This window comes from Streptomyces sp. NPDC005266 (assembly GCF_040607655.1).
In the GTDB taxonomy this organism is placed as follows: Bacteria; Actinomycetota; Actinomycetes; order Streptomycetales; family Streptomycetaceae; genus Streptomyces.
Genome location: NZ_JBEXHC010000001.1, coordinates 245,014 through 270,854, shown reverse-complemented (window position 1 = coordinate 270,854; position 25,841 = coordinate 245,014). Strand labels below are relative to the sequence as shown.

Sequence of the window (25,841 nt, the reverse complement as noted above, 5' to 3'; positions counted from 1 at the left end):
CGGTGTGCGGGGGGGAGGAGCGGCACAGTGACCGTCATGGCGATTGACAGGATCGAGATGGCCGAGAGCGACGGACTCAGCCTGGACGAGCTGTTCGACTGGTTGGAGCGGAGCCACGTCCCCGAGGGCTACAAGGTTGAGGTCGTCGAGGGGGCCGTCTTCATGTCACCGCAGCGCGCCGTTCACTTCCGCATCATTCGACGCATCCTGCGGGCTCTTGAAGACCGCTTCGGGATGGATGTGAACGTGCTGTCGGACGTGCGCATCGACTTCCCGGGGCATCGGAACGGCTTCGCGCCCGACGTCGTCAAGCTCGCGGATGATGCCAAGATGACCCCTCAGGGTGGCTGGCGGCACGAGGACGTCGAATTCGTCGCCGAGGTGATCTCCAGGGACACGGCGAGAAACGACTACGGACCGAAGAAGCTGGCCTACGCGACGGCCGAGGTGCCCATCTATCTGATCGCCGACCCGTACACCGCCAGGTGCCACCTGTTCACGGAGCCCAAGGACGGCGAATACACCAGTGAACTGTGCGTCTCCTTCGGCACGGATGTCGACCTGACGAACACCGTCGTCGGCCTCACGCTCAAGACCGGCGAATTCCCCCGGGACTGACGACGCCCGCTGCCTGGTTCCGGCAGGCCAGGCAACAACCACCGCGCTCCGGCAGGGTTCAGGCCACCCTCGTGCGCCGCGCCCTGCGCCATCTCCGCGACGGCGGATCCATCACCCTCACCAGCGGGGTCTTCGAGCAGCCCACCCCCGGCGGGGCTTCGGCGCGCTGGTGAATGCGGGGCTCGACGCGTTCGTCCAGGCCGCCGCCATCGGGATGGAGCGAGGGCTGGGGGCGAATGCCATCAGCCCGGGGTGGGTGTGATCGAGAGTGCGGTCACAGGGACGGGTGATCGTCCCGGACGGGGCCGAGACGGAAATCGTTGACAGGTAGACAGGTCTGTCTGGTAGCTTTTACGGCGAAGCAGACAGACCTGTCTGTTCGGTGCTCTCCACCGGAGGAATACCGTGCGCACTCTCGTCGTCCTCGCCCACCCCGACCTCGGCGCCTCCCGCATCAACGCCGCTCTCGCCGAGGCGGTCCGGCCCGTCGAGGCCGTGACGGTTCACGACCTCTACGCCGTCTATCCCGATCTGCGGGTCGATGTCGCCCATGAGCAGCGGCTGCTGCTGGAGCACGACCGGATCGTTCTGCAGTTCCCCTTCTATTGGTATGCGGCGCCGCCGCTGCTGAAGAAGTGGCTCGACGAGGTCTTCCTCCACGGCTTCGCCTACGGCACCAACGGCACCTCGCTGCGTGGCAAGTCGCTGCTCGTCGCCACTTCGGCGGGCGGCGCGGAGGAGCTGTACCGGCCCGGCGGGTTCAACCGCTTCCCGGTCACCGAGCTCCTCAAGCCGTTCGACGCCACGGCGAACATCACCGGCATGGCGTATGAGGAGCCGTTCATCGTGCACGGCACCCACGCGCTCGACGACGCGGGGCTCGCCGCGCAGCAGGACCGCTACCGCGAGCTGCTGGCGTCCGGCGCGGTGCGGGAGCGGAGTCCGAGCGCCGCCTGACCGGCATCCGCCACCACGAAGGGCCCGGCCGCGAGGCGGCCGGGCCCTTCCGCATGCCGTCGGTCCGTCCGTTCACACCCGCGCCGGGCACGCCTCCGCGACCAGCGCCCTCGTCGCCTCCCGTGCCGCCTCCGCCAACTCCGGCCTGGGCTCCAGCGCCGCCGCGGCCATCGCGCCGTCGATGAGGAGGGAGATCTGCAGCGCCAGCAGCTCGGGGTCGGCGGCGCCGGCCGCCCGGGTCAGCCGGGTCAGCCAGTCCCGTACGGCGCGCTTGTGCTCGGCCGTCGCGGTGTGCGTAGCGGAGCCCGGCTCCGTCTCGCCGGCGGTCCTGGTGAACGCGCAGCCGCGGAAGCCGTCCCGCTCGGTCGCCTCCCGGAGCGCGTCGAAGAGGCCGACGAGCTGGTCGCGCGGATCGGGGCCGGCCGCCTCGGCGGCGTCCCGCAGTGCGGCGCGCCAGTACTTGTCCGTCTGCCGGACATAGGCCAGGACCAGATCGTCCTTGCAGCGGAAGTGGGAGTAGAGCGTCGCCTTCGCCACGCCCGAGTCGGCGATGATCCGGTCCACTCCGACGCCGCGTACCCCGTGGGCGTTGAAGAGACCGGTCGCGGTGGACAGGATCCGGTCGTGGGCGGAGGGGCGGGCGCTGCTCATGATCGGCCTCCTCGGGGCGGACGCGGCCGGTGACGGCCGAATGCCCCCAGCGTACAGACAGACCTGTCCGTACGCCGAGGGCGAGGAGACCAGTGGATGTGGGGGGTAGGTGGTCTCGCTCCGGATGGCCCCTCAGCCGGTGGCGAGCGCCGTCAGCCGGTCCATCGCGCCGTTGAACTTGTCGTGGTCGCCGACTGTCGGGCCCGTCGAGGTGTACTGCCAGATGGTGTGGAAGCCCCAGCCCGCCGGCAGCTCGCCGACGGATGAGCCATAACGCGGGATCCACAGCGGGTTGATGCCGCCGAAGGCGGCGGAGTTGCCCGTACAGCTCTTCCACCAGCTGGTGGAGGTGTAGATCACCGGGTCTCGGCCGGTGCGCGACTTGTAGGTGCCGGTGAAGTCCTTGATCCAGCTCACCATCGCGCTGGCGCTCTTGCCGTAACAGGTCGCGCCGTAGGGGTTGTACTCCATGTCCAGCGCTCCCGGCAGCGTCTTGCCGTCCTTGGACCAGCCGCCGCCGTGGTCGACGAAGTAGTTGGCCTGTGCGGCGCCGCTGGAGTTGTCCGGCAGCGCGAAGTGGTACGCCCCGCGGATCATGCCGACGTTGTACGAGCCGGTGTACTGCTGGGAGAAGTACGGGTTGGTGTAGCTGGTGCCCTCGGTCGCCTTCACATAGGCGAACCGGACTCCGCTGCTCCAGAGCGTCGACCAGGCGACGTTGCCCTGGTGGCTGCTGACGTCCACACCTTCGACGGTGGCGAGCAGTCCCGGCGGCTCCCCACCGGACATGGACCCGCCCTCGTGCTTGAGTATCTGCGAGCCCGCCCAGTCGTCCTCGGGGTGGGGGATGGCCTTCGAGGAGCCCTGGTCGGCGAAGGCCGGACCGGGCAGGACGAAGGCCGCGGTGAGGAGCGCGGCGAGAATGCCGATCAGCGCGCTCAGGGTGCGTCGGGCCGATCCGGGTCTGTGCACAGGCATGGCGTGCCTCCGAAGCCTCGGTGGGGGAGAGGGACATGCGATCTTGGAATGGCCATGTCAGAAACGACGCTACGGGCGTAGATAGGTGCGTGGAAGGGGGAGGGTGTGATGCCGTTGGTCTAATCCTGCGAAATACTGGTGGAGCTGCGGTGACAGCCGTGCGGGCAAGAAACTTTCACGATGTGAAAACCCGGAGAGGGCTCTGACGTGCACAACGACCGGCCAACGCCCCCCGAGCAGGATGAGGATGGCGCCGCGGGTGGAATTGGTGTAGATCTTGCATTCCTGGCCCTGGAGCGCGAATTGGCGGTTTTCCTTCGCCGGGCCCGCGCCTCTTCGGGTGAATTGGCCCGGGAAGTCCATCCCGACCTGGAATCCGCCGCCTATGGGCTGTTGATGCGGCTCGAGGACGCGGGCGCGCAGCGCGCCACGGATCTCGCGGCCTATATCGGCGTCGGCAAGGCGACGATGAGCCGTCAGCTGCGGGCGCTGGAGGGGCTCGGTCTGGTGGCGCGGACGCCCGATCCGGCGGACGGACGGGCCTTTCTGGTGGACCTGACGGACGAGGGGCGGGCCCGCTTTCGTGCCGTCCGGGGCGCGCGCCGGGCACGGTATGCCCGTCGGCTCGCCTCCTGGGACCGCGGTGAGGTTGCCGAACTCGCCCGGCTGCTGCACCGGTTGAACCGGACACAGGAGGCCGACGACCGGGGTCGGTCGGTCCGCGCGGGCGACGAGTAGGGCGCTCATATACGCCAGGATCGACGAGCTCCGCGGTTCCGGCGACGCGGGTGTGGCAACGGCGTTACGGCGCCCGTGGGCAGGGGCTGACCGCCGCCCGTGAGCGCGCTCTTGGTGCCCGCCCCCAACGGCTGGACGCCTACGGCTGGACGCCTACGGCTGGACGCCTACGGCTGGACGCCTACGGCTGGACGGACCTACGGCTCGACGAAGACGACCGCCGCGTCGTCGTGCGCCTTGTCCCGCGGAAAGGCGGTCCTGTCCGGATCGGCGTGCTCCGCCGCCCGCACCCGGTCGATCAGCGCCTGCGGACCCTCCTTGCGCAGCACCGCGAAGCACGCGGTCCAGTCGCCCTCGCCGAACACCTCCACCCAGCGCGACGCCCCGTCGGTGAGCGCCGCCAGCGCCCGTACCTCGGTGCGCGGCATCTCGCCGACGACCGCCTTGTGAACGACGTCGGGGTCGACGGCGGCGGTGAAGAAGCCGCCCTCCGCGTTGCGCAGCGGGGCGAGCCTGCGTCCGGCGGCGCGTAGCTGGTCAATGCGGTCATCGAGCACCGGGGTCACCCCGCCGTGGCTCCGCTCGACGAGCAGCGCGGAGTCGGAGAGCACCAGATACTCGACCCGCCGCACGTCCCAGCGGGCGGTGACCACGGTTGCCTGAGGTGTTCGAGAGTGAGAAAGGTCACAGGTTGAACGGTGCGTTTCGGCGGTATGCCTGATTGCCCCGGCGAGGCACTCTGCCAGTGGCATATCCCGTCGCGAACCGGACAGTTCGAGCAGCGCTCCGCCGAGCCGCGAGGTGAACCAGGGCACCCCGTGGACGCATCCGTCGTCGCCGTCGGGTGGCGTCACTCCGTCCAGCACCACCAGGGCGCCGCCGTCCCCTGATGCTGGTAGAGCTACCGAGGCGTAGTCCTCGTTGGGGAGTTGGTGATCGCCGGGTGCGGTCGCGAGTTCGATGCGCATGGCGCCAGTCTGCCGGATCGCCGCTGTTCAGCGCCGTTACCCGCGGTCCGGAGGGGACTTGGTCCAGACCATCTTCACGCCTGCCGGATTGGGGGTGAATTGACGCTTCTGGGAAGGCGTGGGGTGCGCATCCTGCCAGGGAGGCCAATCCTTTTCCAGCCGGTGAAAGGTGACGGGAGGCTATGGCCCGCGCCAAAAGTTGGTGGTCAACTACGCAATGCGGTTCACTCGTTCGGGTGGCCGGGCGGATGATGTACGCCCGCCCCATAGCCGTCCTGAAAGGGTCGGAATCCCTACCAGAGGTGGGGAAACACAATTGTTGATCCGTCGTCACCTCTGGAAAACACAGCGGTCAGGCGAGAAAAGATTGTGAGCACCGGTGCGGAAGAAGTGGCTTCGGGGCAGCACACGCGAACACAACGGCGGGAAACGCCGACGGCAGGAGGCGCCGCGGCGGCGTACCGCACGCGTCCGTAATCGACTGGCCGCGTCCGTGGCACTCGTCTCCGTCGCCGTCCTCGCGGCCGGCACACCCGCCGTCGTCCTGGCCCTGGACGACACCACCGACGCGCAGCGTCTCGTGGACCTCGCGGAGACCAACCGCGGTGCGGTGGCCCTCGCGCACTCCCTGGCCGATGAGCGCGATGCCATGACCCGGTATGTGGCGCAGGGGCGCACGACCGCCTCCGGCGGCGGGGTCACCGAGAGCATGCGTGCCCGGGTCGACCGGCAGGTCAAGGAGGTGCGCGAAGAGGCCCCGACCACGGTCCGGCGGCTCCTCGACGGCCTCCCCGAACTGCGGCAGCAGGCCCTGACCGGCCGCGACTCGGCGCTCGACGTCTTCACGTCGTACACCAAGGCCGTCCAGGCGCTGAACGGCATCGCCGACACCCTCGCCCGCAAGCTCCCGGCCGAGGCCGACTCCGGCGCCACCGCCGCGCTGGCCCCGCTCGGCCGCGGCTCCGAGGAGGCGTCGGCCACCCGCGGGCTGCTGCTCGCCGCGCTCGCCGCCGGCGGCAGCCAGCCCAAGCTGGTCTCGGCCGCCCAGCGGACCAATGTGCGCGAGCAGTCCGCGCTCGCCGACTTCCGGGCGCTCGCCCCGGCCTCGGTGCGCGACCGCTACGACCGCACCGTCAATGGCACCGAGGTCACCACGGCCGAGCGCTATATCGCCCGGCTCACCGACCAGGACCGGCTGGCGGGCAATGACCTCTACCTCGACGACGGCCGAGTCGAGTCGAATCTGAACGCCCGCATCGACCGGATGCGCGGCGTCGAGGCCGCGCTCGCCTCCTCCGAGCGGGCCCACCTCGCCCAGCTGCGTGACGACGATGTCACCGACCTCGAACTGCGCATCGCCCTCGTCGGCGGCGCGCTGCTCCTCGCCCTCGGCATCAGCGTCCACAGCGCCCGGTCGATGACCCAGCCGCTGGCCGCGCTGCGCCTCGGCACCCGCCGGGTCGCGGCCGATCCGGCGGCCGAGGAGCCGGTCGTCTACAAGGGGCGCGACGACGAGTTCGCGGACGCCGTACGGGCCGTCAACGAGCTGCACGCCGCGGTGGTGCGCGCCCAGGAGCGCGCCGGCAAGCTGGAAGCCGAGCGCACCCTGCTCGTCGGCGAACGGCAGCGGCTGGCCCTGGTGGCGGACGGGCTGCGTTCGGAGCGGGATGCCGTCGCCACCCGTCTGGACGGCCTGCGGGCCCGGGTGCACGGGAGCTTCGTCAACCTCGCGCTGCGCACCCTGGGCCTGATCGAGCGGCAGCTGACGATCATCGAGTCCATGGAGGAGGCGGAGCAGGACCCGGACCGCCTGGAGACGCTCTTCCAACTCGACCACCTGGCCACCGGGATGCGCCGCTACGGCGAGAACCTGCTGATCATCGCGGGCTCCGAGAACAAGGCCACCCACTCCGGCCCGGTGCCGCTGCTGGATGTGCTGCGCGCCTCGATCAGTGAGGTCGAGCGGTACAACCGGGTGCAGATCCAGTCGCTGCCGCCGCATGCCCAGGTCGCCGGGTACGCCGCGGACAGCATCAGCCATCTGGTCGCCGAACTGCTGGAGAACGCGACATCGTTCTCGCCGCCGGACGCGCAGGTCCAGATCTCCGGCTGGCTGCTGGAGAGCGGCGAGGTCATGCTCTCCGTCCAGGACGAGGGCATCGGCATGACGCCCGAGCGGCTCATGGAGCTCAACAACCGGCTCGCCGACCCGGTCCCGGAGTACTGCCAGGGCCCCCAGCCGGAGGACCCGCTGGGGCTCGGTCTGTACGTGGTGACCCGGCTCGCCGCGCGCCACGGCGTAAGGGTGCAGCTGCGCGAGCAGGAGCCGGGCGGGGTGGCGGCCGTCATCGTCCTCCCGACCAAGATCCTCCCGGCCGGTCCGCCCGGCGCCGGGCTGCCGCCGGCCCCGTCGGTGAGCGTGGGCGCGCCGGTCGGCACCGGCCGTCAGCCCACCTTCCCGGGCTCGGAGGCCGAGGCGAACTCCAACGCCCTCGCTGCCCGCGGCCGTTCGGCGGCCGTCGGCGCGGGGCAGGAGCGGACACCGTCGCAGCCGCCCGCCCAGAGCGTGCCCGAGCCCGCCGCCCGGACCCGGGCCCAGACCCCGGCCGAGGCAGCGCCGGCCACGGGCGCTGGCGGCGCGTACCCGATGGAGCCGACGCCGCCGCGCGGCCATCCGCACCCGGGAAACGGCGGCGAGGCGCCCATCTTGCCCAAGCGCTCCCCGAAGGCGGCGCCCGCCTGGCACGGCGGCGGCGTCGGCGCCCCGGCCCCGAAGGCCGCACCGGCCCAACCGGCCGAGCCCGCCGCGTCGGCCGTGCCCGCCCAGCCCGCCGGGCCCGGTGCCCCGGCCGGCGAGCGGACGATGGACGTGGGCGTCCAACAGGACGAGCACGAGCAGCGGTTCGACAGCCCGGGCGTACCTCCGGCCGGTACGCCCGCCCCGGACCCGTACGCCATCGGCCCCGATCAGCACACGCGGGCCGATGAGCGGCCGCGCACCGACAAGGGGCTGCCCAAGCGGACGCCGAAGAACGTGGCGATCCCCGAGCCCAGCCCGCAGGAGCGGACGGGCTCGCTGAACGCTGAGGAACTGCGGCGCAGGCTCGGCGGTTTTCAGCGCGGGGCCCGCGACGGACGCCGTGACGTCGAGGCGGAGATCGCCACGAGCGAGCGGCACGCAGGACACGCAGGACACACAGGTCAAGCAGGACACACAGGTCAAGCAGGTCAAACGGGGGCGCAGGACGAGGGTGGCACTGTTGAGGAGGCACGCAGGTGAATGCGCCCAGTAGTACCTATGGGTTGAGTTCCGAGGCCCGTAATCTGCACTGGTTGCTGTCGAACCTGGTCGAGGAGGTGCCGGGCGTTCGCTCGGTAACCGTCGTGTCATCCGACGGGCTGATGCTGCTGTCCTCCGACGCGCGGCACGCCGCTGCCGCCGCGCAAGCCGGTCCGGTGGGCCAGGACGGCCCCAAGGGCTCCAGCGCGGACCTCGCCACGATCGTCTCGGGGCTCGGCAGCCTGACGCTCGGCGCGTCGAAGCTGATGGACGCGGGCGGTGTCAAGCAGACGATGGTGGCGATGGACGAGGGCAGCCTGTTCGTCATGTCGATCAGCGACGGCTCATTGCTGGGCGTGCACGCCACCCCGGACTGCGACATGACCGTCGTCGCCTATCACATGGCGCTGTTCGTGGGCCGGGCCGGCCATGTGCTCACCCCCGAACTCCGCAGTGAACTGCGCAAATCGATGGAGGCTGCACGGTGACGGGGCTCGCTCGCCGGACCGACCGCAAACCCGGCCGCGTCCGTCCGTACTCACTCACCGGCGGCCGCACCCGCTCCGGCCATGTGCTTCTGGTGGAGACCTTCGTGGCGTCGCTGGAGTCCCCGGACGGACGGCTCGAGCTGGCCACCAGCGGGCTGAACGCCCGGATGCTGCCGGAGATCAGGGCGATCGTCGACGTGTGCCGCCGGATGCGCTCGGTGGCGGAGGTGTCCGCACTGCTGAAGATGCCGCTCGGGGTGGTCCGCGTGCTCCTCAGTGACCTGGCCGATCAGGGAAAGATTCGCGTCTACGGCACCGGGCGCTCCGGACAGCCGGATCGCGCGTTGCTCGAAAGGGTGCTTGGTGGACTTCGCAGGCTCTGAGTCGATGACGACGATGACCGTGACAGGGCCGGAAGCGTCGAAGGCGTCCGGCGCCGGAATACCCGGCGCCGACGAGGCGCTTCAGGGGTGGCAGACGGACCGTTCGCGCGCGCCGATCTCCACCAAGATCGTGGTCGCGGGCGGCTTCGGCGTCGGCAAGACGACCTTCGTCGGCTCGGTCTCGGAGATCACGCCGCTGCAGACCGAAGCGCTGATGACGCAGGCCAGCGAGGACATCGACGATCTGGACGCCACGCCGGACAAGCTGACCACGACCGTCGCGATGGACTTCGGCCGGATCACGCTGGAATCCGATCTGGTGCTGTATCTCTTCGGCACCCCCGGCCAGCAGCGGTTCTGGTTCATGTGGGACGACCTGATGCGCGGGGCGATCGGCGCGGTGGTGCTGGCCGACACCCGGCGCCTGGAGGACAGTTTCCCGGCGCTCGACTACTTCGAGAGCCTCGGGCTGCCGTATGTGGTGGCGGTGAACCACTTCGAGGGGACGCCGCGGTACGAGCCCGAGGACGTACGGGACGCGCTCTCCGTGGCCGCGAACGTACCCGTAGTCATCATGGACGCACGTCAGCGGATCACCGTGGTGGATGCGCTGCTGGCATTGGTGGGGCACGCCGTTGACCTCTCACCTGAGTGACGTAACCTCAGCTCCGCTCGCGGAATGGACCGATCCATTCCTCTTTTTCACCTGAGCTTGAGGGAGAGTCGACAAGCATGCGGAAGATACTCATCGTCGGGGCGGGGCAATCCGGCCTCCAGCTCGCCCTCGGCCTGCAGTCCCAGGGGTACGAGGTCACCCTGATGTCCAACCGGACGGCCGATGAGATCCGCGGTGGGCGCGTCATGTCCACCCAGTGCATGTTCCACACCGCGCTCCAGCACGAGCGCGACCTGAAGATCAACTTCTGGGAGGGGCAGGCACCGCGGATCGAGGGTCTCGGCGTCTCCGTCGCCGGGCCGCCGGCCCCCGATGGGCACCACGCCCGGGTGATCGACTGGGTCGGCAGGCTCGACGGCTACGCCCAGTCCGTCGACCAGCGGGTCAAGATGGCCGGCTGGATGGAGGCATTCGAACAGCGCGGCGGCCAGGTGGTCATCCATGGCGCGGCCGTCTCCGACCTGGACGTCTTCGCCGCCAAGTACGACCTGGTGCTGGTGGCCGCCGGCAAGGGCGAACTCGTCTCGCTCTTCGGCCGCGACGCCTCCCGCTCCCCGTACACCACCCCGCAGCGTGCGCTCGCGGTCGCCTATGTGCACGGCCTCGGCCCGCGCCCCGAGCACCCCGAGTTCGACGCGGTGCGCTGCAACCTGGTCCCCGGTGTCGGCGAGCTCTTCGTCATGCCGACCTTCACCAACACCGGACGCGCCGACATCCTCTTCTGGGAGGGCGTGCCGGGCGGTCCGGCCGACGCCTTCCAGGGAATCACCGACCCCTCCGAGCACCTGGCGCGCACGCTGGAGCTGATGGAGCGGTACCTGCCCTGGGAGTACGCGCGCGCCACCCAGGTGGAGCTGACGGACGCCGCGGGCACGCTGGCCGGACGCTACGCCCCGACCGTGCGCAAGCCCATCGGACGGCTGCCGAGCGGCGGTCTGGTCCTCGGCGTCGCCGATGTCGTGGTCGCCAACGACCCGGTCACCGGCCAGGGCTCGAACTCCGCGTCCAAGTGCGCCGCCTCGTACCTGAAGAGCATCGTCGAGCACGGCGACCGGCCGTTCGACGCGCACTGGATGCAGTCCACCTTCGACCGCTACTGGGAGACCGCCCAGCACGTCACCAAGTGGACGAACGCGATGCTGGCGCCGCCGCCGGAGCACATCGTGAACCTCCTCGGCGCGGCCATGAGCCTCCCCGCCGTGGCGAACCGCTTCGCCAACGGCTTCGACGACCCCTCCGACTTCGAGAACTTCTTCTACGAGCCGGAGAAGACCGCGGCCTACCTGGCGGAGCTCGGCGCCGCCCCGTCCGCCGGCTGACCGCTCACGGCCGGGCGCGGTTACCTGGCCGTGACGGCCGACCCCGGCCGCACCGCGCCCTGCAGCGGGTTGGAGGCGAGCGGGGAGAGCTTCACCCGCTGGCCGGGGCGCGGCGCCTGCACCACCTGGCCGTTGCCCGCGTACAGCGCCACATGGCTCGCGCCCCTGTAGTAGATCACCAGATCACCGGCGCGCAGCCGGCCGAGCGGCACTCTGGGCAGCCGGCGCCACTGCTCCTGGCTGGTGCGCGGAATGATCCGCCCGGCGTGCGCCCACGCCTGGGAGGTCAGGCCCGAGCAGTCGAAGGCGTTCGGCCCCTCGGCGCCCCAGACGTACGGCTTGCCGATCTGGTTGAGCGCGTAGCGCAGCGCCCGCTGGCCGGCCGACGCCGAGGACGTGGGGGTGCGTGGCGGGGTGCCGGTCGTCGGCTTGCCCGGACGGCCGGTCCCGCCGGTCCGGCCGGTCCCGCCGCGGCGGCCGGTGCCCCCAGTCCCGCCGCGGCGGCCGGTGCCCCGGCCGGGGCCGGCGGCCGGCGTGCGCGGGGCGGGCGGATCGGCGGCGTCCTGGGGCGCGCCGTTGGCCGAGCCGAGGGCCCCGGAGGCGACCAGCTCGCGCTGTGCCGTCTCGGTCTCCTCGCGTTCGCGCTCCGCCACCCGGGTGATCTCGCGGGCGGTCAGCGAGGCGAGGGTCTTCTCGATGGCCGCGAGGCGTTTCTTCACCTTGTCGTGCTGTTTCTTCTTCTTCGCCGTGAGGGACATCTGCCGGTCCAGCGCGGCGCGGGCCTTGGTGGCGACGGCGTCGGCCCGCCGCTCGCCCCTCGTCAGCCGTTCGATGACGGCCGCCTCGCGGCCCGCCGCCCGGTCGAGCTCGCGCACCTCGTCGGCGGCGTCCTCCGGATGGGGGGCGAGCAGCGTCAGCAGAAAGGTGTAGCCGGCGAGCGGGGTGTGGCCCTGGTACTGCTCCCGGGCCAGCCGCCCCGCGTCCTGCCGGCTGTCGGCCAGCCGGGTACGGGTGCGGGCGAGGGCCTCCGTGAGCTCCCTGGTCCTCGCGCGCTGCTCGCGCAGCTTCTCCTCCGTCGCGTTGTACGCCTCGGTCGCCTCCTCGGCCTTCCGGTACAGGGTCTTGAGCTGTGTCAGCAGCTCGGAGACGGAGCGCTCCTCGGGGCGGGTGGGGGCGGCGGCCGCCGTGGCCGCCGCGAGGGGCGTCACGAGCGCGGCGGCGGCGGTGATCACCGCCGCACAGACCGAGCCAACGATGCGTCCTGACACGAGCTCACCTCCGGCTTCCAGCACCTCTGTCGGTGCCAGCTCAGCAGGATCGTGGCATGACGGTCGTATCTTCAGGAGAACTATGGGCGAGTCGGACTATTACGGTCACCCGTCCGGTGGCGGCATCGTCGTCCGTCGCGCCGTCAGCTCGACTTGGACCACGGCCACTTCAGTCCGGTACGCGGCCTGCCCTCCGGGTCGTACTCATAGGCCCAGCCCCGGACCAGACCCAGCCGCTTCGAGGCCCCTGCCGGAACCCGGCGGTAGACATACACCGTCGGCGGCCCGCCCGCCTCGTCCTCCACCGGGATCTCGTACGTCTTCGGGGGCGCTCCGGTGGCGCCGACCAGCACCGGAAGGACCCGGCCGTCCAGCGGCCCGCCCACAAAGGGCGTCTCCTCGCTTCTCACCGTGCCAGTCTCACACCAGCGCTCACAGCAGATGCGACGCCTCACCCAGCACCGGCACCACGCGGCGCGCGAACGCGCCGACCGGGCCCTGCGCCGGCTCCACCGCCAGCGCCGCCCGGATCACCCGCGCCGCCTGGGGATCGCTCGACGCGGTGGCGGCCAGCAGGGCGACGAAGTGATCCACGAGCCAGTCGCGCAGCTCCCCGGCCGGCGGCTGCTTCCCCTCGTCCAGCCAGATCAACGACGCCGCCTCGACTGCCGTGATCCAGGTGCGCACCATCATCCGCAGCCGCGCACCCGGCTCCTTGACCGCCAGATGGAGCAGAATCTGCTCGGCCGCCGCGCGCCGCACCTCATCCACGATCGCGGTCGTGCGCGACGTCTCGACGACACTGCCGCTCTGCAGCAACGCGCTGAAACCCGCGTCGTGCTCGTCGACAAAGGCGAGATAGCGGTCCAGCACCCGGCTCAGCCGGGTGCTGAGCGGACCGCTGCGGGGCTCCTCGAAGCACTGCTCCAGCTCATCGGCGGCGCTGCGCAGCGCCGCCTCGTACAACTGCTGCTTACCGCCGGGGAAGTAGCGGTAGACGAGCGGTCGGGACGCGTCTGCGGCCGAGGCGACATCGTCCAGCGACACGTCCTCGGGCGCGCGGCGGGCGAAGAGGTCGAGCGCCGCGCCGATCAGTTCGGCGCGGCGTGCCTCGACGCTGAGCCTGCGGTAGGCCCCGCGGCGTGGCGCCGCACCCGGGGGCGCCACTTGCGCGGGGGCCGCTGCCGGGGGCGCCGGGGTGGTGCCGCTGCCTGTCGTCATGCCTGGCAGCGTAACCGCCCCCGGTAACGACTAGGCCAGCAGCCCGGAGCTCTTCCACAGCCGCCGGCCCAACCCCCGCATCACACCGACGTCATCGAGGAACTCGGTCAGCTTCCGGGCGCCGTTCTGCATCACCTCGCGCCGGTGGGCGCTCGCCCGCACTTGGGCCACGGCCGCGCGCCGGTCGAGCCCGACGTCCGTATACACCTGCGGATTGACGAACGCCTGCGAGAAGATCCGGGCGAACTCCCCCGAACCGACCCGGGTCAGCTCCGCCTCCCAGCGGGGCGCGCGCAGCATCTGGCGGCGCAGCTCCTCGCGTGCGTACCGCACATGGCGCGCCTCCTCCACGACATGGATCCGGGTCACCCCGCGCACCAGCGGCTGCACCCGGTCATCGGGGAAGGTCAGCCGCTGCATCCAGTCCAGGACCTCTTCGCCGAGGAGGGTCGCGGTGAACGAACCGGGTGTGGTGGAGAACGTCTTGAAGAACCGGCCCATATTGTGGTGCAGCCGGGAGACCGGATAGGCGGGCGTGCCGCCCTTGGCGATCAGCCGCGCGAACATCTTGGAGTGGCGGCACTCGTCCTCGATCTCGGTGAGCGCGTACCGCACATGGTTGCTCGTCGCGGACTTGTCGTAGATGTGCCGGGTGAGCAGCTGGATCAAGATGATCTCAAACCATATGCCCAGCGAGGCCAGCGCCGCGGCCTCGTGCCGGGAGAGCAGGATGCGCTGCTCCTCCGACATCCGCCGCCACATCGGGGTGTCGTACAAGGACACCAGCTCCGGCGGCCAGAACCACTTGCCGGGCTCGTAGGGCGCGTCCCAGTCCAGCTCGGTGTCGGGGTCGAAGGAGTGCTTGGCGGAGGACTGGAGGAGCCGCTCCGCCACCCGCTCACGGTCCTTGATCAGCCCGAGCGCGTCCCGGAGCGCGGAGGGTTCGGTCGTGGTCGTCATCGCTGAGGGCACCTCGCTGATGGCTCGGACGTAACGCCGGATCGATCGGTTACCGGCGGACACACCTTATGAGACTGCGTGTCAGCAAGCGCGTCAATCCCTCCGGAGGTGTTGTTGACCATTCGGTAACGGGCGTGTGAGCCTGCCGAGTACGCATCCGTTCACGGGGGAGCGAGGCGAAGGAGGCGTCGGTGTCGACGCAAGAGCTCTACGCGATGGATCCCGGGGACCCCATGTGGCAGGTGCCGGCCGACGGTGCCGCCCGATTCAGCTGGGAGTACGACGACAACCGTGCCCGGCTGCTCGCCCTCTACCAAAAGGGCAAGGACAAGCAGTGGGACGCGACCAAGCGGATCGACTGGGAGCTGGACGTCGACCCGTACGATCCGCTGGGCCAGCCGGACGAGGCGCTCGCCCTCTTCGGCACCAAGTACTGGGACCGGATGAGCGACCGCGACAAGGGCGAACTGCGGCACCACGTCGCCTCCTGGCAGTTCAGCCAGTTCCTCCACGGCGAACAGGGCGCGATGGTGTGCGCGGCCCGTATCGTCGAATCCGTACCCGACCTCGACGCGAAGTTCTACTCCGCCACCCAGACCATGGACGAGGCGCGCCACGCCGAGCTCTACGGCCGCTTTCTGCACGAAAAGATCGGGATGATGTACCCGATCAACGACAATCTGCAGGCACTGCTGGCCGACACCCTCCGCGACTCCCGCTGGGACATGGCCTATCTGGGCATGCAGGTGCTCATCGAGGGCCTCGCGCTCGCCGCCTTCGGCCTCATCCGCGACACCACCGACAAGCCACTGCCGCAGCAGATCCTCTCCTACGTCATGCAGGACGAGGCCCGGCACGTGGCCTTCGGCCGGATGGCGCTGCGCGACTACTACCGGCAGCTGACCGACAAGGAGCTGCGGGAGCGCGAGGAATTCGTCATCGAGGGCTGCTACTTGATGCGCGACCGGCTGCGCGGTGTCGAGGTGCTGGAGAACCTGGGCATTCCGAAGGCCGAGGCCGAGGAGTTCAGCGAGCGGTCGCCGTATCTGCACATGTTCCGCAAGCTGCTCTTCAGCCGGATCGTGCCCTGCGTCAAGGACATCGGCCTGTGGGGCGAGCGGCTCCAGCGGGCGTACGTCGACATGGGCGTGCTGGAGCTCGGCGACAGCAACCTCGACCTGCTGATGGCCCAGGACGAGGAGCTGGCCCAGCGGCTGGACGAGCAGCGCTTCGCGGCGGAGGAGGCGGCGCGGACGGGGGAGGTCGAGGAGGCGATCGCGCAGGGCGCGGTGGAAGGCTGAGGGCGGGCGGTCCGTGTCAACGGGCCGCCGCCCTGCATCAACGGGCCGCCGCCGTGTCAACGGGCCGCCGCCTGCGTCAACGGGCCGCCGCCTGCGTCAACGGGCCGCCGCCCGTGTCAAGGGACCGCCGCCCTGTGTCAACGGGCCGCCGCCCGCGTCACCGGCCCAGGCGTGTCAGCACCTCCTCCGCGAGCTCGTGCGTCGGCCGCTCGCCGTCCAGGAAGACGGTGTCGCTGGGCATCCGATCCACCGCGGCCGTGCAGGCCGGGATCCGCTCCTTGCCCCAGCGCCGCGCGGCCTCGTCGCGCTCGGGGTCGCCGGGCGCGACCACGCGGGCGTCGAGCCGGCGCTCCAGGACCTCGGGGGAGACCTTGAGGAAGAAGTGGCGCACGGTCACGCCCGCGCCCGCGAGCGCCCCGAAGATCTCGCCGAGGTAGTCGGGGTCGGCCACCGTCATCGGGGCCAGCACCGGCCGCCCGTACTCCTCGACCAGTCCGATGGCCATGGCCGCCGCCTGCCGCCGCCACAGCGGCAGATCCTGGAAGTTCCCGGTCGGTACCGGCACGATGTTCCGCAGGACATAGCCGATCTGCTCGGGGTCGTACACCAGCGCCTCGGGCCACCGTCGGCTCAGCTCGGCGGCCAGGGTGGTCTTCCCGCTTCCGAACGCGCCGTTCAGCCAGACGATCACGCGCCGCTCCCCGCCCTCGGCCGCCACCACCGGGGCCACCACCCGCGCTGCGGCGCGTGGTGCGGACGTGACCCACCAACACCCGCCCGTGACAGGGCTCTTGCTACCTTCGTGATCAGTGCCCCCGGGAGCGCCGGGGGGCCTCGGGGTGACCTCGGCCCGGTGGCATCGGCAGTTCGGGAACGGCCAAAGGGTGCTCTCCACGGCGGTGGGGGGCACCTCTTCGCGCCGCGGCCGGAGGATGATGGTGCTCGTGCGGATTCGAACGAGCACCATTGAGGAACTCCCCGTCCTCCAGGAGATAGAGCGCGCCGCCGGGCTGTGCTTCCGGGACATCGGGATGGACGAAGTCGCCGACGACGAGCCCCTGAGCCTGGAGGAGCTGTGCCACTACCAGCGGGAGGGACGGGCCTGGGTCGCGGTGGACGACACCGACCGGGCGATGGCGTACCTGATCACCGAACCCGTCGACGGGAATGTGCATATCGAGCAGGTCTCGGTCCACCCCGACAGCGCCCGGCGCGGGGTGGGACGGGCGCTGATCGAGCACACCGCGGCCCGGGCCGCCGCCGAGGGCGTACCGGCGCTGACCCTGACCACGTTCGTCGACGTGGCATGGAACGCGCCGTACTACGCCGCGCGCTGCGGCTTCCGGACGCTGACGGAGGCCGAGCTGACCCCGGGACTGCGGGCGATCCGCCGTAGCGAGGCCGGCCACGGCCTGGACCGCTGGCCACGGGTCTGTATGCGCCGGGAGGTGCGCTAGCGGCCGGTGGGGGTCCGGGCCCGTCCGGACCCGAGCCCGTCCGGACCCGGGCCCGTCCGGACCCGGGCCCGTCCGGACCCGGGCCCGTCCGGACCCGGGCCCGTCCGGACCCGGGCCCGTCCGGACCCGGGCCCGTCCGGATCCGGGCCCGGTCCACGGCGGTGGCCCGGACCCGGGCCGCGCAGGTGCCGGACCCGGGCCGCGCAGGTGCCGGACCCGGGCCGCGTAGGCGCCGGACCCGGGCCGCGTAGGCGCCGGACCTGGACCGCGTAGGCGCCGGACCTGGACGGCGCAGGCGCCCGGACCCGGACCACGGCGGTGGCCCGGACCTGGACGGCGCAGGCGCCCGGACCTGCACCGCGTTACGCGCCCGGACCTGGACCGCGCAGGCGCCGGAGCCGGACCGCGCAGGCGCCCGGACCCGGACGGCGAGGGCGCCCGGACCCGGACGGCGAGGGCACCCGGACCCGGACCACGGCGGTGGCCCGGACCTGGACCGCGCAGGTGCCGGAGCCGGACCGCGCAGGCGCCCGGACCTCGACCGCGTAGGCGCCCGGATCCGGACGGCGAGGGCGCCCGGACCCGGACCACGGCAGTGGCCCGGACCCGGGCCGCGTAGGCGCCGGGCCCGGGCCGCGTAGGCGCCGGGCCCGGGCCGCGTAGGCGCCGGACCTGGACCGCGAAGGCACCCGGACCCGGACCACGGCGGTGGCCCGGACCACGGCGGTGGCCCGGACCTGGACCGCGCAGGCGCCGGAGCCGGACCGCGCAGGCGCTCGGACCCGGGCCGTGTTACGTGCCGTGGACGGACCGCGTTACGCGCCGTGGACGGACCGCAGCCGCTCCGCCACCGTCTTGACCACGACCGGCACTTGATCGTTGAGGAAGAAGTGCCCGCCGGGGAAGACCTGGAGCTCGAACGCGCCCGTGGTGTGCTCCTGCCACGCACGCGCCTCATCGATGGTCGTCTTCGGATCGGCGTCCCCGGTCAGCACGGTGATCGGGCAGCTGACCCGCTCGCCGGGGACGCAGCGGTACGTCTCGATGGCGCTGTAGTCGCCGCGTATCGCGGGAAGAGCCATCCGCAGCAGCTCCTCGTCCTGGAACACCGCCCCGTTCGTCCCGTCCAGCAGCCGCAGCTCGCGCACCAGTCCGTCGTCGTCCCGCAGTCGCACGTTCTCGTCGCGGTGGGTGGACGGGCCGCGCCGCCCGGAGGCGAAGAGCACGGCGGGCGTCACCCCGAGGCCCTTCTCCAGCCGCAGCGCCACCTCGTACGCCAGCGTGGCGCCCATGCTGTGGCCGAAGAGCGCGAGTGGCTTGTCGAATAATCCGTCGATCTCCCGCAGCGCCTGGACCACGGCGTCGGCGAGCGTGTGCAGATGCTCCACACACGGCTCGCGGTAGCGGTCCTGCCGGCCCGGGTACTGCACCGCCCGCACCTCTACCGACGGCGTCAGGGCCTTCGACAGCGGGAGGAAGTAGCTGGCCGACCCTCCTGCGTAGGGGAAGCAGAGCAGCTGTATCTCACTGTCCGGCGCCTCCTGGTAGCGCCTGATCCAGGCGTCGGCGCCACGGGCGATACTCGTCATGGTGGAGGTGGATCCTTCCGCTCGGGGCACGTGCCAATGATCACCGCCTCCCTACCAGGAATCCCCTACGGTCCGGCTTGAACGGCGAAAACATCAGGTCGTGTGCACCCGGCGCGCAGATGAGACCCTGAAACCAGGGGACTCGTCTTCGGGAGTGGGTCCGATGGCAGTGAGCATGCACGTGGTCTGGAGCAAGGCCGAGCCGGGGCGCGTCATCTATGAGACGCACTCGATCGAAACGATCACCGACGGCGAGGGCGTCCACGCGACGGTTGACAGCCACACCTATGAGATCTCCCTCCGCAGCCGTGCCCAGGCGGAGTCCATCGCGGACGAGGAGGGGTACGAGTTGTTCCGGAAGGGCGAGGCGTGGGAGAGCCTCCCCGAGGAAGAGGGCGAGGAAGAAGGGGCGGAATGAGCGGGAGCAGCGCCCGGGTGGGAGGCTGCTCGTGCCCGAGGTCAGGATTTAGCCGTGAGTCAGCAGAAAGTCGACATTCCGCGCTTCCGTGCCCTCCGCGCCGCCGACCGTGACCGGCCGGGTGGCCGGCGCATAGCCGCTCGCGACCACCGTGTACTGCTCCCCGGCGAGGCCCTCGAACCCGAACCCCCCGTCCTCGCCCGTGACGCACTGCCCCACGACATCCCCGGACGCGTCCAGCAGTGAGACCCGGGCGTCCTCCAGCGGACGCCCGCCCCGAGCCCGTACGGTGCCCCGGACCTGGGAGGCGGGCCGCAGCTCCACCTCCACGCGGACCGGCTCACCGGCGGTGATCTCCACCTGGGTGGCGTGCGGACGGTGTCCGGCGGCGCTGAGGGTCAGCGTGTACGGGCCGGGGGCCAGCTCCGCCAGCGCGAACGCACCCTTCTCGTCGGCCGTCGCCGACCCCGCCACCTGCCCGTCGGGACCGGTCGCCGTCGCGGTCGCACCGGCCAGCGGCTCGCCGCCGCGGGCCCGTACGGAGCCGGTCAGACCACCGCCGACGCCGTCACCGCCGGACATCCGCAGATCGCACTCGACGGACGGGTCCGAGACCAGCAGGGTGGCGGCCTGCGGCTGGTGACCGGTGGCCGAGCCGATGAGGACGAGGCTCCCGGTGACGGGGGTGGTCACGCGGTAGCGGCCGTCGTCCCCGGTGACGACGCGCCCGAGCTGGCGGCCGCCGGCGTCGATCAGGGTGACGGCGGCGTCGGCGAGGGGGCTGTCACCGGGGCCGAGGACCCGGCCGTGGATGACGCTGCCGACGCCGTCGGCGGGCTCGGCTACGGTCGCGGCGACGCCCGCGGGCGCCGGCTCGGCGACGGCCGCGGTGGCAGGCTCGGCAACCGCCACGGCCTCCGACTCGCCGACCGCCTCGACCTCGACCTCGACCTCGACCTCGACCTCGACCTCGACCTCGACCTCGACCTCGGCATCGGCCTCGGCACTCGGCTCGGAGATGGCCGCGGGGGCCGCCGCGCCGAGCGCGGCGGGGCGCCGGGCGGGCAGGAAGAAGGCGATCAGCAGACCGGCGACGGCGGCGGCGCACGCCACCGCGAACGACATCCGGAACCCGTCCGTGTTCGGCAGCGCCAAACCGCCGAAGTCCGTGGTCCGGTGTGCCAGGATCACGCCCACCACCGCGCTGGAGGTGGACATGCCGATGGACCGCATCAGGGTGTTGAGCCCGTTCGCCGCGCCCGTCTCGCCGGCCGGAACGGCGCTGATGATCAGGGTCGGCATGGCCGAGTACGCGATGCCGACACCCACGCCGAGCGCGGTGGACAGGACCACGACCTGCCAGACGTGGTCCATCATCACGATGCCCGCGCCGTACGTCCCGCCGATCACGATGAGCCCGAGGATCAGCGAGACCTTGGGGCCGCGCGCGGCGTTGATGCGCGCCGACAGCGGCGAGACCAGCATCATCGCGATGCCCATCGGGGCGACGTACACCCCGGCCATGACCATCGACTGGCCGAGCCCGTAGCCGGTGGCCTCCGGCAGCTCCAGCAGCTGGGGGAGGATGAGCGACATCGCGTAGAAGGAGAAGCCGACCATGATCGAGGCGAGGTTGGTCAGCAGCACCTGCCGCCGCGCGGTGGTGCGCAGATCGACCAGCGGGTGGGCGGTGCGCAGCTCGACGAGGCCCCACAGGATCAGGATCACGGCGGCCGCGGCGAACAGCCCAAGGGTTGTGCCGCTCGTCCAGCCCCAGTCGCCGCCCTTGGTGATGGGCAGCAGCAGACAGACCAGACCGGCCGAGAGGCCGACGGCGCCGACGAGGTCGAAGCGGCTGGGGGTCCGTACGGACGACTCGGGCACGACGAGCAGGACCAGCGCCATCGCGATCACGCCGAGGCCCGCGGCTCCGTAGAACAGCACATGCCAGTTGGTGTGCTGAGCGACGAACGCGGCGGCCGGCAGCCCGAGCGCGGCGCCGATGCCCAGCGAGGAGCTCATCAGCGCCATCGCGGAGCCCAGCTTCTGCGGCGGCAGCTCGTCCCGCATCACGCTGATGCCGAGCGGAATGGCGCCCATTGCCCCGCCCTGAATGGCCCGGCCGATCACCATGACCACCAGCTGGGAGGTGACGGCGCAGGTCAGCGAGCCGATGACCAGCAGCGCCAGAGCGACCAACAGGATCCGGCGCTTACCGAACATATCGCCGAGCCGCCCCATGACCGGGGTCGAGACGGCACCGGCGAGCAGGGTGGCGGTGATCACCCAGGACGCGTTCGAGCTCGTGGTGTGCAGCAGCTGGGGCAGCTCGGTCACCAGCGGGACGACCAGCGTCTGCATCACCGAGACGGCGATGCCGCAGAACGCGAGGACGGCCACGAAGCCGCCACCGACCTTACGCGGAAGCGGCGAGCCGGACGGCGGCGCGGCGCTCAGTGGCTCGTCGACGCGGGCGGGGGCTGACTGGGACATGCGGTTGCCGCCTCCAAGCGGGTTTCCAGCGTGCTCAATTGGGTGTCATAGGCATTGGGGGGAGATGTGCATCCTACACATGATGTGTATCGTGCACATGTCCATTGATGAGCACGGGGGCGGCGAGGAGGAAACGTGCTGGAGCGACTGGAACGCGAGCTGATGCTGGTCGCCCGATGCCATGTGCTGGCCCCGCGCGAGCGGAAGGGGCAGGGCGCCGACGACCAGGCCGGTGGGGGCGGGCAGTGCGGCCCGGAACGCCTGGACCGCTCGGCGTATCTGCTCCTCTCCCGCCTGGACGCCGAGGGCGCGATGTCCATCGGCCAACTCGCGGACGCCTTCCAGCTGGACGTCTCCACCGTCAACCGCCAGACCGCCACCCTGCTCCGCGGCGGTCTCCTGGAGCGCATCCCCGACCCCGACGGCGGCCTGGCCCGCAAGCTCCGCGTCACCCCGCTGGGCACCGACCGCATGGCCGCCGAACGCGAATGCCGCCAGAGAGGCCTGGCCCGGCTCCTCGCGTCGTGGACACCGGAGGACGTGGCCCGCTTCGAGGAGGTCCTGACCCGCTTCAACCGCGAGGTGGAAACCCAGGACGCCCGCCCGTGGCCACGCGAGTCCGACGCGTAGGAATCCCCACCCGGATCCATGCGTTGTCGCTGACAAGGACTTCGGAGAAGATCCGGAGAAGACCCGGAGAAGATCCGGAGAAGACCCGGAGAAGACCCGGAGCAGACCGGAGAAGCCCCGGAGTAGACCGGAGAAGTCCCGGAGAAGCGCCGAAGAAGCGCCGAAGAAGCCCCGGAGAAGCCCCGGAGCAGACGGGGGAGAACCCCGAAAGAGACCGGAGGAGATCGACATGTCGACCCGTACCCCCCACCCCCCGACCACCGGCACCGGCGGGCACCGCGTGGACGTGGAGCGCGGCTCCCAGCACGTCACGGTGGCGATCGACGGCCGCGTGGTCGCCGAGTCGAACCGCCCGCTGCTCGTTCACGAGACCGGGCTGCCGGTCCGCTACTACCTCCCGCCCGAGGACGTCGATCTGACCGTCTTCGAGCCCACGGACACCCACACCACCTGCCCCTTCAAGGGCCAGGCGGCCTATTGGACGTACCGCGGCGCGGCGGGCGAAGGAGCCGAGCCCCGGCCGGATGTGGTGTGGGCCTACCCGGAGCCGATCGAGACGGTGGCGCAGATCAAGGACCATCTGTCGTTCTACGACGAGGTAGCGAAGATCACGGTAACGGGGTAACGCGACCACGAAGCAAGCCCAAGACCGGCGCAACGGTGCGCCGCCCGCAGAATCCGCCGAGCCGCCGCCGAGCCGCCGCCGAGCCGCCGACACACCATCACCCCACCGGCGGCCTTAACCCAACACCCCGCCAGGGAACGCCTGACGCGTGCACATCCACGCGTACTCCTGGCTGGGCGAAAAGGAGCTGTTCGATCGCGAAGCCCTCCGCCGCCTCCCGGACCGCCCCCGCCCGCCGGTCACGCCGGAGGACGAGGAGTACTACCGCACGCTCATCGACGCCTTCCGCCGCTCCGAGCTGCCCCCGCTGGAAACGGCGAACTGGCTCCTCAAAACACCAGGGCTGATCCGGGCCACCTTCGACGAACCCAAGGACGCGGCAGCCTGGCTCGGCCGTGAACTCACCGAACACGCCCCCGGCTTCCTCTCCCACCAAGAAGCGGACACCGCCCGCCTGTCCCGCCTGGTCACCACAGCCGCGGAAAGGCTGGCCCATGGCGGGGACGTCTCCTTCGGCTTCTACCTGGGCCGCACCTCCTTCCTCTCCCTGGCCCTGGTCACCTGCTCTCCCAACCACTGGTCCCCCGACCTCCCCTGCCCCCTTCACCGCCCTCAGCCAAAGCCCGGCTGACGCGACTCGCCCCGCGAACCACTCGACCGCCGGCCTCGGACGGCGCCGCCGATCGCCGTGGCGAGGAGAGCCCCGGCGAGCGCGAGCCCCGCATACCCGGCCCGCTCCGTCCGCGCCACGGTGCACTGCTCGGGGTAGCGGGAGTACTCGCCCTCCACCCGCTCCGCATGGGCGGAGACCACCGACCCGCACTCCAGGGAGAGGCTCTTCTCCAGCCCGCTCGGACGCTGGATCGTCTCGTGAAAGCTGGTCGGCAGCAGCAGCATCAACGCCGCCACAACGGCCAACAGAACCGTCAGTCCCACCCACACCAGATGCTCTTTCCCCGCGGGTTCTTTACGCGTGAGGTCCGCCATCACTTCCGGCGGCAACCGATGCTCACTCCCAAAGGACATGCTGAACCGAACCCCCCCGCTTTCTGGCATGGTCATGTCTGACCTGGGGAGCGTACCGGCCTTGACGAGATCGGCCGCCTGTACAGCCACCACCCGCGACCGCGCGAGCGGAGAACGAAGAGCCGCCTCAGCCTTCAGCGGCCTCCAGATCCTGGCCGATCCTCGCACGCATCGCGGCCGCCCGACCGTCTTCGTACCAGCCGGGCGTCAGCGGCGGCATGCGTGGCGGCCAGGAGATTGCCGTGCTCCAACTCGTACCAGCGCACCGCCTCGTCGTAGTCCGCGAGGGCTGGCGGCGTGACGCCGTCGGGTGGTGAATCGATCGAAACGGGCGGCTCCGCCGGGCTGACGCACGTCCGTGCGGCCTCGGAAGCGTGCAGATACCATCTCAATACGCGCAGCCGGGCCGCCTCGCGGGCCTCGGCTTGCTCCTCGTGCTGAGCTTGGTCGGCGGCGTAGGCCCGCAGAAGATCGTGGAACTCGAAGCGGTCGGGCGCGGTCTGTGTCAGCAGATGGGCGCCGACCAGGACGTGGAGTAAGTGCTGCGCCCGGCGGACTTCTCCGCCTCGCCCATGTACTGCAGCAGCCCCTCGCGGCGTTGCTCGATGAGCCGCAACGCGCCTTCCCAATCACCTCGGTCGAAGGCTTTCCGGCTGTCGCTGCCGGGCTCTTGGAAATGCTGTTGCCTCTCCAGTTTCCATGAATCCCGCCCGTTGTTGTCCCACACCCGCTCTTGAAAGTCGACCCGGTAGACGTCCCGTGACAGCCGTTCGCCCTGGGAGACATCGAGGGCAGGGACCTTGAGGCTAAGCATCCGGAATCTCCGACTTCGCCGCGCTCAGTGTATTTCCCGGGATGACGACGAGTCGTTCATCCATGGCGATGCGGACATCAGCAGGAAGGCGTGACCTGTATGTATCGGTGAGGTCCCGCCCGATCACCGCAATATCACCGTTATCGAGCTGCCAGATATCAGGGCAGTCGTTGTGGTCACCCGTGTTGCCGAGTTCACTCGGCGACTTCCCTAACCGGCGCGCAAACGATGCGGCGGGATCCGCATCCCATGAACGGGCCACTATTTCCTCCGGTTGTTGACTTACCGCCAGGCACGATTAGTCATACCATGGTTGCCGACTGTAAGGGCGTGCAGAGGTCTGACGCAATGACTTGGCGTCATGTCAGTGTCACGTGGCCGAGATTGTTCTTGGCGGATCGCGGCTTCCGTCTCACTTGAAGCGGCCGCAGGCAGCCAGCACTTCTGCCACACGAAGAGCTGGATGAGAGCGGCCCCCCTTCACCGCGCTGGTGAGGATCAGCGCGCGGAACTCGGGCCGATGGGCCTGCCCGTAACGGTCGATACGGCCGTTGCGCTGCTTGATACGGATCAGTGACCACGGCACGTCGTAATGGACGAGCTGATGGCACTGGCGGTGCAGGTTGACGCCCTCGGACGCCACATCGCCGGTGAGTAGGACGCGCACGGCGGTGTCCGCGAGACCAAAGTCCTCCACGCACTGCATCTGCTGCTCATCGGACAGACCGCCGTGCATGAGGCGCACGGCCTCGCTCGCCGCCTTGCCCCGGAAGCCGAGGGCGGCCGGGAGGACGGTACGCAGCCATCCCAGGGTCTGGACCCGCTCGGAGAAGACCACGACCCGGGTATCCGATCTCGGATCGACGCCGATCGCCTTGAGCTGGTCGACCAGGGCCGTGAACCGCGCGGAGTCGTCCTCCGTCATCGCGTCGGCGAGCTCGCTCAGGCGTTGCAGGGCGGCGAGCTCTGCGGCGGTGCAACGG

General features: G+C 70.8%; 27 protein-coding genes and 1 pseudogene. 14 read left to right on the top strand and 14 right to left on the bottom strand.

What is annotated here, in order from left to right; translation table 11 throughout:
* Positions 1 to 27 precede the first annotated feature (27 nt).
* Together ABZU99_RS01210 and ABZU99_RS01205 are read left to right on the top strand one after the other, a co-directional pair.
* Positions 28 to 618 (top strand): Uma2 family endonuclease, encoded by a 591-nt coding sequence (locus ABZU99_RS01210; protein WP_355946886.1) that lies wholly within the window; start codon positions 28 to 30, stop codon positions 616 to 618.
* Positions 619 to 1,023: 405 nt separating this feature from the next.
* Entirely contained in the window at positions 1,024 to 1,575 is a 552-nt protein-coding gene (locus tag ABZU99_RS01205; protein ID WP_355946889.1) for an NAD(P)H-dependent oxidoreductase, read from the top strand.
* Positions 1,576 to 1,647: 72 nt separating this feature from the next.
* Here ABZU99_RS01205 and ABZU99_RS01200 read toward each other — a convergent pair whose 3' ends face one another.
* On the bottom strand, positions 1,648 to 2,226 hold the full coding sequence (locus ABZU99_RS01200; protein WP_355946892.1) for a TetR/AcrR family transcriptional regulator: 579 nt from the start codon (positions 2,224 to 2,226) through the stop codon (positions 1,648 to 1,650).
* 132 nt (positions 2,227 to 2,358) lie between these two features.
* Positions 2,359 to 3,204, bottom strand: a complete 846-nt coding sequence (locus ABZU99_RS01195) for a lysozyme (RefSeq protein WP_356044256.1) — start codon at positions 3,202 to 3,204, stop codon at positions 2,359 to 2,361.
* 207 nt (positions 3,205 to 3,411) lie between these two features.
* On the opposite strand from ABZU99_RS01195, the gene ABZU99_RS01190 reads away from it, so the two are divergent.
* On the top strand, positions 3,412 to 3,942 hold the full coding sequence (locus tag ABZU99_RS01190) for a MarR family transcriptional regulator (protein ID WP_355946897.1): 531 nt from the start codon (positions 3,412 to 3,414) through the stop codon (positions 3,940 to 3,942).
* Positions 3,943 to 4,139: 197 nt separating this feature from the next.
* Here the strand turns inward: ABZU99_RS01190 and ABZU99_RS01185 are convergent, their stop codons facing one another.
* Positions 4,140 to 4,910, bottom strand: a complete 771-nt coding sequence (locus ABZU99_RS01185; RefSeq protein WP_355946900.1) for a hypothetical protein — start codon at positions 4,908 to 4,910, stop codon at positions 4,140 to 4,142.
* A gap of 493 nt (positions 4,911 to 5,403) precedes the next feature.
* Between ABZU99_RS01185 and ABZU99_RS01180 the strand changes: the two genes are divergently transcribed.
* The 5 genes from ABZU99_RS01180 to ABZU99_RS01160 all read left to right on the top strand — a co-directional run bounded on the left by ABZU99_RS01180 (position 5,404) and on the right by ABZU99_RS01160 (position 11,056).
* On the top strand, positions 5,404 to 8,190 hold the full coding sequence (locus tag ABZU99_RS01180; RefSeq protein ID WP_356044260.1) for a nitrate- and nitrite sensing domain-containing protein: 2,787 nt from the start codon (positions 5,404 to 5,406) through the stop codon (positions 8,188 to 8,190).
* Positions 8,187 to 8,678: a roadblock/LC7 domain-containing protein gene (locus ABZU99_RS01175; protein WP_355946904.1), complete on the top strand. Its 492-nt coding sequence runs from the start codon at positions 8,187 to 8,189 to the stop codon at positions 8,676 to 8,678. The genes ABZU99_RS01180 and ABZU99_RS01175 overlap by 4 nt, the downstream gene beginning before the upstream one ends.
* Entirely contained in the window at positions 8,675 to 9,061 is a 387-nt protein-coding gene (locus ABZU99_RS01170; protein ID WP_356044263.1) for a DUF742 domain-containing protein, read from the top strand. Before ABZU99_RS01175 ends, ABZU99_RS01170 begins: the two co-directional genes overlap by 4 nt.
* Positions 9,062 to 9,074: 13 nt before the next feature.
* Positions 9,075 to 9,716, top strand: a complete 642-nt coding sequence (locus tag ABZU99_RS01165) for an ATP/GTP-binding protein (protein WP_355947007.1) — start codon at positions 9,075 to 9,077, stop codon at positions 9,714 to 9,716.
* A gap of 77 nt (positions 9,717 to 9,793) precedes the next feature.
* Positions 9,794 to 11,056, top strand: a complete 1,263-nt coding sequence (locus tag ABZU99_RS01160; protein WP_355946909.1) for a styrene monooxygenase/indole monooxygenase family protein — start codon at positions 9,794 to 9,796, stop codon at positions 11,054 to 11,056.
* Between the two features lie 20 nt (positions 11,057 to 11,076).
* On the opposite strand, the gene ABZU99_RS01155 is transcribed toward ABZU99_RS01160, so the two are convergent.
* The 4 genes from ABZU99_RS01155 to ABZU99_RS01140 form a co-directional block, all read right to left on the bottom strand.
* Positions 11,077 to 12,324, bottom strand: coding sequence for a C40 family peptidase (locus ABZU99_RS01155; protein WP_356044266.1), 1,248 nt, complete (start codon positions 12,322 to 12,324; stop codon positions 11,077 to 11,079).
* 143 nt (positions 12,325 to 12,467) lie between these two features.
* Complete coding sequence (locus ABZU99_RS01150; protein ID WP_355946914.1) at positions 12,468 to 12,734, bottom strand: hypothetical protein; 267 nt, start codon at positions 12,732 to 12,734, stop codon at positions 12,468 to 12,470.
* Between the two features lie 22 nt (positions 12,735 to 12,756).
* Positions 12,757 to 13,545, bottom strand: a complete 789-nt coding sequence (locus tag ABZU99_RS01145) for a TetR/AcrR family transcriptional regulator (RefSeq protein ID WP_356044269.1) — start codon at positions 13,543 to 13,545, stop codon at positions 12,757 to 12,759.
* A gap of 30 nt (positions 13,546 to 13,575) precedes the next feature.
* On the bottom strand, positions 13,576 to 14,505 hold the full coding sequence (locus ABZU99_RS01140; RefSeq protein ID WP_355946920.1) for a diiron oxygenase: 930 nt from the start codon (positions 14,503 to 14,505) through the stop codon (positions 13,576 to 13,578).
* A gap of 191 nt (positions 14,506 to 14,696) precedes the next feature.
* On the opposite strand from ABZU99_RS01140, the gene ABZU99_RS01135 reads away from it, so the two are divergent.
* Positions 14,697 to 15,806: a ferritin-like domain-containing protein gene (locus ABZU99_RS01135; RefSeq protein WP_356044271.1), complete on the top strand. Its 1,110-nt coding sequence runs from the start codon at positions 14,697 to 14,699 to the stop codon at positions 15,804 to 15,806.
* Positions 15,807 to 15,963: 157 nt separating this feature from the next.
* On the opposite strand, the gene ABZU99_RS01130 is transcribed toward ABZU99_RS01135, so the two are convergent.
* Positions 15,964 to 16,497: an AAA family ATPase gene (locus tag ABZU99_RS01130; protein ID WP_355947010.1), complete on the bottom strand. Its 534-nt coding sequence runs from the start codon at positions 16,495 to 16,497 to the stop codon at positions 15,964 to 15,966.
* Positions 16,498 to 16,741: 244 nt separating this feature from the next.
* On the opposite strand from ABZU99_RS01130, the gene ABZU99_RS01125 reads away from it, so the two are divergent.
* Complete coding sequence (locus tag ABZU99_RS01125; protein WP_356227651.1) at positions 16,742 to 17,263, top strand: GNAT family N-acetyltransferase; 522 nt, start codon at positions 16,742 to 16,744, stop codon at positions 17,261 to 17,263.
* An 815-nt stretch (positions 17,264 to 18,078) separates the two neighbouring features.
* Here ABZU99_RS01125 and ABZU99_RS01120 read toward each other — a convergent pair.
* Positions 18,079 to 18,852 carry an alpha/beta fold hydrolase gene (locus ABZU99_RS01120; protein ID WP_356044274.1) on the bottom strand — a complete coding sequence of 258 codons (774 nt, stop codon included), beginning with the start codon at positions 18,850 to 18,852 and terminating at the stop codon, positions 18,079 to 18,081.
* 163 nt (positions 18,853 to 19,015) lie between these two features.
* Between ABZU99_RS01120 and ABZU99_RS01115 the strand changes: the two genes are divergently transcribed.
* Complete coding sequence (locus ABZU99_RS01115) at positions 19,016 to 19,270, top strand: hypothetical protein (RefSeq protein WP_355946931.1); 255 nt, start codon at positions 19,016 to 19,018, stop codon at positions 19,268 to 19,270.
* Between the two features lie 48 nt (positions 19,271 to 19,318).
* Here ABZU99_RS01115 and ABZU99_RS01110 read toward each other — a convergent pair whose 3' ends face one another.
* Positions 19,319 to 21,763, bottom strand: coding sequence for an MFS transporter (locus tag ABZU99_RS01110; RefSeq protein ID WP_356227648.1), 2,445 nt, complete (start codon positions 21,761 to 21,763; stop codon positions 19,319 to 19,321).
* Positions 21,764 to 21,901: 138 nt separating this feature from the next.
* On the opposite strand from ABZU99_RS01110, the gene ABZU99_RS01105 reads away from it, so the two are divergent.
* From ABZU99_RS01105 to ABZU99_RS01095, 3 genes are all read left to right on the top strand, one after another.
* Entirely contained in the window at positions 21,902 to 22,393 is a 492-nt protein-coding gene (locus ABZU99_RS01105) for a MarR family transcriptional regulator (protein ID WP_356044526.1), read from the top strand.
* Between the two features lie 229 nt (positions 22,394 to 22,622).
* Entirely contained in the window at positions 22,623 to 23,018 is a 396-nt protein-coding gene (locus ABZU99_RS01100; RefSeq protein ID WP_355946935.1) for a DUF427 domain-containing protein, read from the top strand.
* A 148-nt stretch (positions 23,019 to 23,166) separates the two neighbouring features.
* Complete coding sequence (locus ABZU99_RS01095; RefSeq protein WP_355946937.1) at positions 23,167 to 23,649, top strand: hypothetical protein; 483 nt, start codon at positions 23,167 to 23,169, stop codon at positions 23,647 to 23,649.
* On the opposite strand, the gene ABZU99_RS01090 is transcribed toward ABZU99_RS01095, so the two are convergent.
* The 4 genes and pseudogenes from ABZU99_RS01090 to ABZU99_RS01075 form a co-directional block, all read right to left on the bottom strand.
* Positions 23,631 to 23,954 carry a hypothetical protein gene (locus tag ABZU99_RS01090; protein WP_355946939.1) on the bottom strand — a complete coding sequence of 108 codons (324 nt, stop codon included), beginning with the start codon at positions 23,952 to 23,954 and terminating at the stop codon, positions 23,631 to 23,633. The two genes, ABZU99_RS01095 and ABZU99_RS01090, sit on opposite strands and share 19 nt — an antisense overlap.
* Positions 23,955 to 24,549: 595 nt before the next feature.
* Entirely contained in the window at positions 24,550 to 24,858 is a 309-nt protein-coding gene (locus tag ABZU99_RS01085) for a DUF6879 family protein (RefSeq protein WP_355946943.1), read from the bottom strand.
* Positions 24,851 to 25,120, bottom strand: coding sequence for a hypothetical protein (locus tag ABZU99_RS01080; RefSeq protein ID WP_355946945.1), 270 nt, complete (start codon positions 25,118 to 25,120; stop codon positions 24,851 to 24,853). Before ABZU99_RS01080 ends, ABZU99_RS01085 begins: the two co-directional genes overlap by 8 nt.
* Positions 25,121 to 25,345: 225 nt before the next feature.
* A pseudogene (locus ABZU99_RS01075) lies at positions 25,346 to 25,831 on the bottom strand (C-terminal helicase domain-containing protein); the annotation flags it as partial.
* Positions 25,832 to 25,841: the final 10 nt, after the last annotated feature.

What these genes read in the sequence shown, in the direction of transcription:
- ABZU99_RS01200 (WP_355946892.1), bottom strand. Translation starts at nt 2,226, where the DNA reads ATGAGCAGCGCCCGCCCCTCCGCCCACGACCGGATCCTGTCCACCGCG.
- ABZU99_RS01195 (WP_356044256.1), bottom strand. Translation starts at nt 3,204, where the DNA reads ATGCCTGTGCACAGACCCGGATCGGCCCGACGCACCCTGAGCGCGCTG.
- ABZU99_RS01185 (WP_355946900.1), bottom strand. Translation starts at nt 4,910, where the DNA reads ATGCGCATCGAACTCGCGACCGCACCCGGCGATCACCAACTCCCCAAC.
- ABZU99_RS01165 (WP_355947007.1), top strand. Translation starts at nt 9,075, where the DNA reads ATGACCGTGACAGGGCCGGAAGCGTCGAAGGCGTCCGGCGCCGGAATA.
- ABZU99_RS01160 (WP_355946909.1), top strand. Translation starts at nt 9,794, where the DNA reads ATGCGGAAGATACTCATCGTCGGGGCGGGGCAATCCGGCCTCCAGCTC.
- ABZU99_RS01145 (WP_356044269.1), bottom strand. Translation starts at nt 13,545, where the DNA reads ATGACGACAGGCAGCGGCACCACCCCGGCGCCCCCGGCAGCGGCCCCC.
- ABZU99_RS01140 (WP_355946920.1), bottom strand. Translation starts at nt 14,505, where the DNA reads ATGACGACCACGACCGAACCCTCCGCGCTCCGGGACGCGCTCGGGCTG.
- ABZU99_RS01125 (WP_356227651.1), top strand. Translation starts at nt 16,742, where the DNA reads ATGGTGCTCGTGCGGATTCGAACGAGCACCATTGAGGAACTCCCCGTC.
- ABZU99_RS01120 (WP_356044274.1), bottom strand. Translation starts at nt 18,852, where the DNA reads ATGACGAGTATCGCCCGTGGCGCCGACGCCTGGATCAGGCGCTACCAG.
- ABZU99_RS01115 (WP_355946931.1), top strand. Translation starts at nt 19,016, where the DNA reads ATGGCAGTGAGCATGCACGTGGTCTGGAGCAAGGCCGAGCCGGGGCGC.
- ABZU99_RS01110 (WP_356227648.1), bottom strand. Translation starts at nt 21,763, where the DNA reads ATGTCCCAGTCAGCCCCCGCCCGCGTCGACGAGCCACTGAGCGCCGCG.
- ABZU99_RS01100 (WP_355946935.1), top strand. Translation starts at nt 22,623, where the DNA reads ATGTCGACCCGTACCCCCCACCCCCCGACCACCGGCACCGGCGGGCAC.
- ABZU99_RS01085 (WP_355946943.1), bottom strand. Translation starts at nt 24,858, where the DNA reads ATGCTTAGCCTCAAGGTCCCTGCCCTCGATGTCTCCCAGGGCGAACGG.